This is a genomic window from Streptomyces sp. SP17BM10, from assembly GCF_036322405.1.
Lineage (GTDB): Bacteria > Actinomycetota > Actinomycetes > Streptomycetales > Streptomycetaceae > Kitasatospora.
On sequence record NZ_JAQYXB010000466.1, the window covers coordinates 1 to 6081 of the forward strand.

Consider the following 6081-nt stretch of genomic DNA (forward strand, 5'->3'; position numbering starts at 1 on the left):
GAGCCACCTCGGGGTGGATCTCGAACGGCTCCCCGATGATGTCGCCGACCGTCATGCGCGGGTTCAGCGAGGTGTACGGGTCCTGGAACACCATCTGGATGTTCCGCCGCACGGCCTTCAGCGCCGACCCCGACAGCCGGGAGATCTCCTCACCCTTGTACCGGACGGATCCCCCGGTGGCCGGCTCCAGGTTCATCAGCACCTTGGCCAGCGTGGACTTCCCGCAGCCGGACTCGCCGACGATACCGAGCGTCTCGCCCTGCATCAGGTCGAAGCTGACCCCGTCGACCGCCTTGACGGCGCCGACCTGCTTCCTGAAGAGGATGCCCTGGGTCAGCGGGAAGTGCTTGACCAGGTCGCGGACTTCGAGGATCGGCTCGCCGCGCGGCACGTCCTGGTCGAACGCGAGCTCCTCCGGTGTGGTCCCCAGCGTGCCCAGCGCACTCGCCCCGTTACCGGCCACGGAGGGTCTCCTTCCAGAAGAAGCAGGCACTGCCCCGCCCTGCCAGCGCGGTGCCGTCCTCCTCGGTGACGGGGAACAACTCCGGCACCTCGGCCCGGCAGATGTCCTGCGCGAGCGGGCAGCGCGGGTTGAAGGCGCAGCCCGGGGGAGTCCGTAGCAGGTTGGGCGGCAGGCCCTTGATGGCGTAGAGCTCCTGGCCCTTCTGGTCCAGCCGGGGGATGGAGTCCAGCAGGCCCCGGGTGTACGGGTGCGCGGGGCGCGCGTACAGCTCGTGCACGGGCGCCGTCTCGACGATCCGGCCCGCGTACATCACGGCGATCTTGTCCGCGACGTCGGCGACCACGCCGAGGTCGTGGGTGATCAGGATCAGACCCATGTGGAACTCGGCCTGCAACTCGGCCAGCAGGTCCATCACCTGGGCCTGCACGGTCACGTCCAGCGCGGTGGTGGGCTCGTCCGCGATGATCAGGTCCGGCTCCAGCGCCAGCGCCATCGCGATCATGATGCGCTGGCGCATGCCGCCCGAGAACTGGTGCGGGAAGTCGTTCACCCTGTCCTTGGCCGCCGGGATGCGCACCCGGTCCATCAGCTCGACGGCCTTGTCCTTCGCCTCCTTGCGGGAGACGCCCCGGTGGGCCCGGAACATCTCACCGAGCTGGAAGCCCACCGACAGCACCGGGTTGAGGGAGGACAGCGCGTCCTGGAAGATCATCGCGATCCGCCCGCCGCGGATCCTGCGCCGCTCCTCCTTGCTCATCTTCAGCATGTCCTGCCCCCGGAAGCGGATCTCGCCGCGCGGGATCCGGGCGGGCGGCATGTCCAGGATGCCCATGATCGCCTGCGCGGTCACGGACTTGCCGGAGCCCGACTCGCCCAGCACGGCCAGTGTCTCGCCGGCCGAGAGGGAGTAGTTGACCCCGTTCACGGCCCTGGCCACGCCGTCCCTGGTGACGAACTCGACGTGCAGGTCCCGCACGTCGAGCAGCGGCCCCTCGTACGGGGTCCCGCGCTCGCGCTCGGATGTCTCCGCCGCTGTACTCACGATGTGCTCCCCTCGCTCAGCGAAGCTTCGGATCGAGGGCGTCGCGCACCGCGTCGCCCATCATGATGAAGGCCAGCACGGTGATGGACAGTGCCGCGGCCGGGAAGAACATCACGTACGGCGCGGTCCGGATCACCTTCTGGGCGGAGGAGATGTCGATGCCCCAGGAGATGGTCGGCTCCTGCAGGCCGATGCCGAGAAAGCTCAGCGTCGCCTCGGTCGCGATGTAGCCGCCGAGCGCGATGGTCGCCACCACGATCACCGGGGCGACCGCGTTCGGCAGGATGTGCCGGAACATCAGCCGCCCGGTCCCGGCACCGAGCGCCCGGCCCGCCACCACGTAGTCCGACTGCTTGACGGTCAGCACCGCGCCGCGCATGACGCGGGCGATCTGGGTCCAGCCGAGGACGACCAGCGCGAACACCACCGCCCAGACCGTACGGCTGGCGAAGCCGTTCAACAGCACCAGGGCGCCGAGCAGCAGCGGGATGCCGAAGAAGATGTCGATGATCCGGGAGATCACCGCGTCGACGGCTCCGCCGAAGTACCCGGCGACCATGCCGGTCAGCCCGCCGAGCAGGGTGACCCCGGCGGTCACGACGATGCCGACGGTGATCGAGGCGCGGGCGCCGTAGATCACCCGGGCGTAGATGGACCGCCCCTGGGCGTCGTAGCCGAACCAGCCGGCGCCGAAGAAGTCCGTCCAGTCGGGCCGCTTGAGGTAGTCGTGCACCAGGTCGGCCTTGCGCGGGTTGGCGTCGGTGAAGGCCCACGGGAAGATCGCCATGAGCACCAGCAGGACGATCAGCAGCACCGAGATCAGGAAGATCGGCCGCCGCCGCAGGTCCCGCCAGGCGTCGCCCCAGAGGCTGCGGGCCTGCTCCCGCTTCTCCACGTCGGGTTCGACCAGGGTCTCCTGCTCGACCGCCATGCCCTGCTCCCCCGCGAAGTCCAGGCGGTCCACGCCCGGCTTGGGGTGTCGTTCGTACGAGTCCTCGTCGTGGATGTCAGGCAAGGCGGATCCTCGGGTCCAGGACCGCGTAGAGCAGGTCGACGAGCAGGCTGGCGACCAGGTAGATGATCACCAGCACGGTCACGATGCCGACCACGGTCGGGCCTTCCTTCTGGTTGATCGCCCGGTAAAGGACGTTGCCGATGCCCTGCACGTTGAAGATGCCCTCGGTGACGATCGCACCGCCCATCAGCGCACCGAGGTCGGTGCCCAGGAAGGTGATCACGGGGATCAGCGAGTTGCGCAGCAGGTGACGGGTGATGACGGTCCGCCGGGGCAGGCCCTTGGCGGTCGCGGTCCGGATGTAGTCGGCCCGCAGGTTCTCGCCGATGGAGGTCCGGGTGAGCCGGGCGACGAACGCGAGCGAGAGCGAGGCCAGGACGACCGCCGGCAGGATCAGCTGGGTGAGGTCGTAGCTGTCCTGCACCGTCGGCGTGACCCAGCCCAGGTTGGTGGCGAACACCGTCTGGGCGATGTAGGCGAGCACGAAGACCGGGATCGAGATCACCACCAGGGTCAGGACCAGCACCACGGTGTCCGCGATGCTGCCGCGCTTCAGCCCGGAGACCACGCCGAAGCCGAGGCCCACGACGATCTCGAAGACGAAGGCCAGCAGTGCCAACCGGATGGTGACCGGGAAGGCGTCCGCCATGATGTCAGCGACCGGGCGGCCGGTGAAGCTGGTGCCGAAGTCCCCCTGGAAGAGGTTCCCCATGTAGTGCAGGTACTGCTTCCAGAGCGGCTGGTCCAGGTAGTACGTGTGCTTGATGCTCGCGACCACGGACGGATCGGCGGCCTTCTCGCCGAACAGGGCCACCACCGGGTCGCCCGGCAGCGTGTAGACCATCACGAAGATCAGGAACGTGGTGCCGAAGAACACCGGAATCATCTGCAGCACCCGCCGCAGCACGTAACTGCCCATCCGGGCCTCCTTCCTAGATGCCCGACCGGGGGGGGAGCCGGTCGGCCGGGAGACCGGGCCCCGCCCTCCGTGTGGGGAGGGCGGGGCCGGCGCGAGGGGATCAGGGCCGGGGCGTCAGCCCTTGACCTCGACCTGCGTCCAGGCCGGGTTGCCGAAGGAGTCGAAGGTCACGTTCTGCACCTTGGTCGAGTAGCCCGAGTTGGTGCGGTAGTACCAGAGCGGGATGGTCGGCATGCCGGACGCGAGCACGGCCTCGGCCTGCTGGTAACCGGTCGTCGAGTCGCTGACGCTCGGGGCCTCGTCGGCCTGGGTGGACATCTGGTCGAACTGGGGGTTGCTGTAGCCGGTGTCGTTGGAGGCGGCACCGGTGCGGTACACGTCGGCCAGGAAGTTGGCGTTCAGGGGGTAGTCCTGGACCCAGCCGGTGCGGAACGCGCCGTTGAGCTGGTGCGAGGTGATGGCCTGGCGGGCGGTCTTGAAGTCCGGCTTCGGGTCACCGAGGCACTCGACACCGGTGTTCTGCCGGATCGAGTTGCAGACCGCGTCGACCCACTCCTTGTGGCCGCCGTCCGCGTTGTAGGTGATCAGCACCTTGTTGCCGGGGACGCCGCCGCCCTGCTGGATCAGCTGCTTGGCCTTGGCGACGTCGAAGTTGCAGAAGTCCCCGCATGTTCCGGCCTTGTAGCCCTGGACGCCCTCGGCGACCCAGGCGCTGGCCGGCGCCCGGGAGCCCTGCAACACGGTCTTGGTGATGGTCGCGCGGTCGATGGCCATCGACAGTCCCTGACGCACCTGGGCCTTCTCGGGCGCGGCCCAGTCGGCCTGGTAGAGCGTGAAGCCGATGTTCTGGATGGCACCCTGCGGGGAGTCCACCGCCCGGTCGCCGAGGTCGCTCTTGTACGTCGCCAGCGCGGACGGCGGGACCTGGTCCATCACGTCGAGGTTGTTGGACTGCAGGTCGGCGTACGCGGCCTCGGAGGAGGTGTACATCTTGAAGACGATGCCGCCGTTCTTCGGCTTGTCCACGCCCTTGTAGCCCGGGTAGGACTTGGTGACCACCTGGCTGTTGTGCGCCCAGCTGACGAACTGGTACGGGCCGTTGCCCACCGGCTTCTGCCCGTACCCGGCCGGGTCGTTGAAGAAGGCGTCCGGCAGCGGCGAGAAGGCGATGTACCCGAGCTTGTACTCGAAGTACGAGACCTTGTGGTTCAGCTTGATGGTGAAGTGCAGGTTGTCCGTGACGGTCAGCCCGGACATCTTGGTCGCCGTCGGACTGCCGGTGGCCGGGTGGACGTCCTGGTAGCCCTCGATGTCCGAGAACCAGGAACTGTTGATCTGGTTGTTCGCCGGGCTGGCGGCCCAGTTCCAGGCGTCGACGAAGTTCTTGGCCTGCACGGGGGTGCCGTCGTGGAACGTCCAGCCGTCGTTCAGCGTGACGGTGAAGGTCTGGGAGTCGCTGGTGTCGATCGCGCTCGCGACCTGCATGCGGAGCTGGGCGTTGCTGGGGTTGTAGTCGACCAGTCCCTTGAAGAGGTTCTGGATGATGCGACCGCCGCCGACCTCGTTCGCGTTGGCGGGCTGCAGCGGGTTCTGCGGCTCGTTGCTCTGGTAACTGAAGGTCTTGCTGGTGTCCGACGAACTGCTGCCACCTCCGCCGCTGCTGCACCCGGTGGCCACCAGGGCCACGGACGTCGCAACGGCGAGGACCCAACGAGCGCGGGCGGCTACGGGCATGGAGGTCCCTCCTCATGGTGTGTGTCGCATCACACCCCATGAGAAGCGCGCCCCGGCGACGGCGCGAGTCGGGTGCACCCGGACGGGTGCGGGTGACCCCCCGCCGAGTTGACGGAACGCCGGAAGGGCCCGTGGCGGGAAGCCACGGGCCCTTCCGGGTACCTCAGGGTGCCGTCGGTCAGGCCGCGGCCGTCTCCGTCTCGCGCACCTCGGCGAAGTGACAGGCCGACTCGTGCGCGGCCGGGCCCTTGAGCAGCGAGGGCACCGCGAGCAGCGGCATCTCCTCGGAGCAGCGGTCCTCCGCCTTCCAGCAGCGGGTGCGGAAGCGGCAGCCGGACGGCGGGTTGGCCGGCGAGGGGATGTCGCCGGTCAGGATGATCCGGTCACGGCTCTCGCGCGCCGTCGGGTCCGGCACCGGCACCGCGGACAGCAGCGCCTGGGTGTACGGGTGCGTGGCGTTTTCGTAGATCTCCTCGTCCGTGCCGATCTCGACCATCTTGCCGAGGTACATCACGCCGACGCGGTCGGAGATGTGCCGGACGATCGAGAGGTCGTGGGCGATGAACATGTACGACAGGCCGAACTCGCCCTGCAGCTGCTCCAGCAGGTTGATCACCTGCGCCTGCACGGACACGTCCAGGGCGGAGACCGGCTCGTCGCAGATGATGATCTCGGGCTTGAGCGCGAGGCCGCGGGCGATGCCGATGCGCTGGCGCTGACCGCCGGAGAACTGGTGCGGGTACCGGTTGATGTACTCCGGGTTCAGGCCGACGACGTCCAGGAGGTCCTGGACGGCCTTGCGGCGGTCGCCCTTCGGAGCCACCTCGGGGTGGATCTCGAACGGCTCCCCGATGATGTCGCCGACCGTCATGCGCGGGTTCAGCGAGGTGTACGGGTCCTGGAACACC

The 6081-nt window shown here is 68.5% G+C and carries 6 protein-coding genes; all 6 read right to left on the reverse strand.

Features of this window, described 5'->3' with window-relative positions; genetic code table 11:
• A partial coding sequence (locus PUR71_RS06505) for an ATP-binding cassette domain-containing protein (RefSeq protein ID WP_329925375.1) occupies positions 1-439 on the reverse strand: 439 nt, incomplete at its 3' end.
• A 13-nt stretch (positions 440-452) separates the two neighbouring features.
• Entirely contained in the window at positions 453-1505 is a 1053-nt protein-coding gene (locus PUR71_RS06510) for an ABC transporter ATP-binding protein (RefSeq protein ID WP_329925371.1), read from the reverse strand.
• Positions 1506-1521: 16 nt separating this feature from the next.
• A complete protein-coding gene (locus PUR71_RS06515; RefSeq protein WP_223242083.1) occupies positions 1522-2436 on the reverse strand; it encodes an ABC transporter permease in 915 nt (304 codons plus the stop codon).
• A gap of 76 nt (positions 2437-2512) precedes the next feature.
• Positions 2513-3439 carry an ABC transporter permease gene (locus tag PUR71_RS06520; protein ID WP_329925372.1) on the reverse strand — a complete coding sequence of 309 codons (927 nt, stop codon included), beginning with the start codon at positions 3437-3439 and terminating at the stop codon, positions 2513-2515.
• A 114-nt stretch (positions 3440-3553) separates the two neighbouring features.
• Positions 3554-5173: a peptide ABC transporter substrate-binding protein gene (locus tag PUR71_RS06525; RefSeq protein WP_329925373.1), complete on the reverse strand. Its 1620-nt coding sequence runs from the start codon at positions 5171-5173 to the stop codon at positions 3554-3556.
• A 178-nt stretch (positions 5174-5351) separates the two neighbouring features.
• The coding region (locus tag PUR71_RS06530; protein ID WP_329925374.1) for an ABC transporter ATP-binding protein at positions 5352-6081 on the reverse strand (730 nt) is incomplete at its 5' end.

Bases quoted from the DNA above. Each gene is read 5' to 3' on its own strand.
- PUR71_RS06515 (WP_223242083.1), bottom strand. From the start codon at position 2,436: ATGGCGGTCGAGCAGGAGACCCTGGTCGAACCCGACGTGGAGAAGCGG.
- PUR71_RS06520 (WP_329925372.1), bottom strand. From the start codon at position 3,439: ATGGGCAGTTACGTGCTGCGGCGGGTGCTGCAGATGATTCCGGTGTTC.
- PUR71_RS06525 (WP_329925373.1), bottom strand. From the start codon at position 5,173: ATGCCCGTAGCCGCCCGCGCTCGTTGGGTCCTCGCCGTTGCGACGTCC.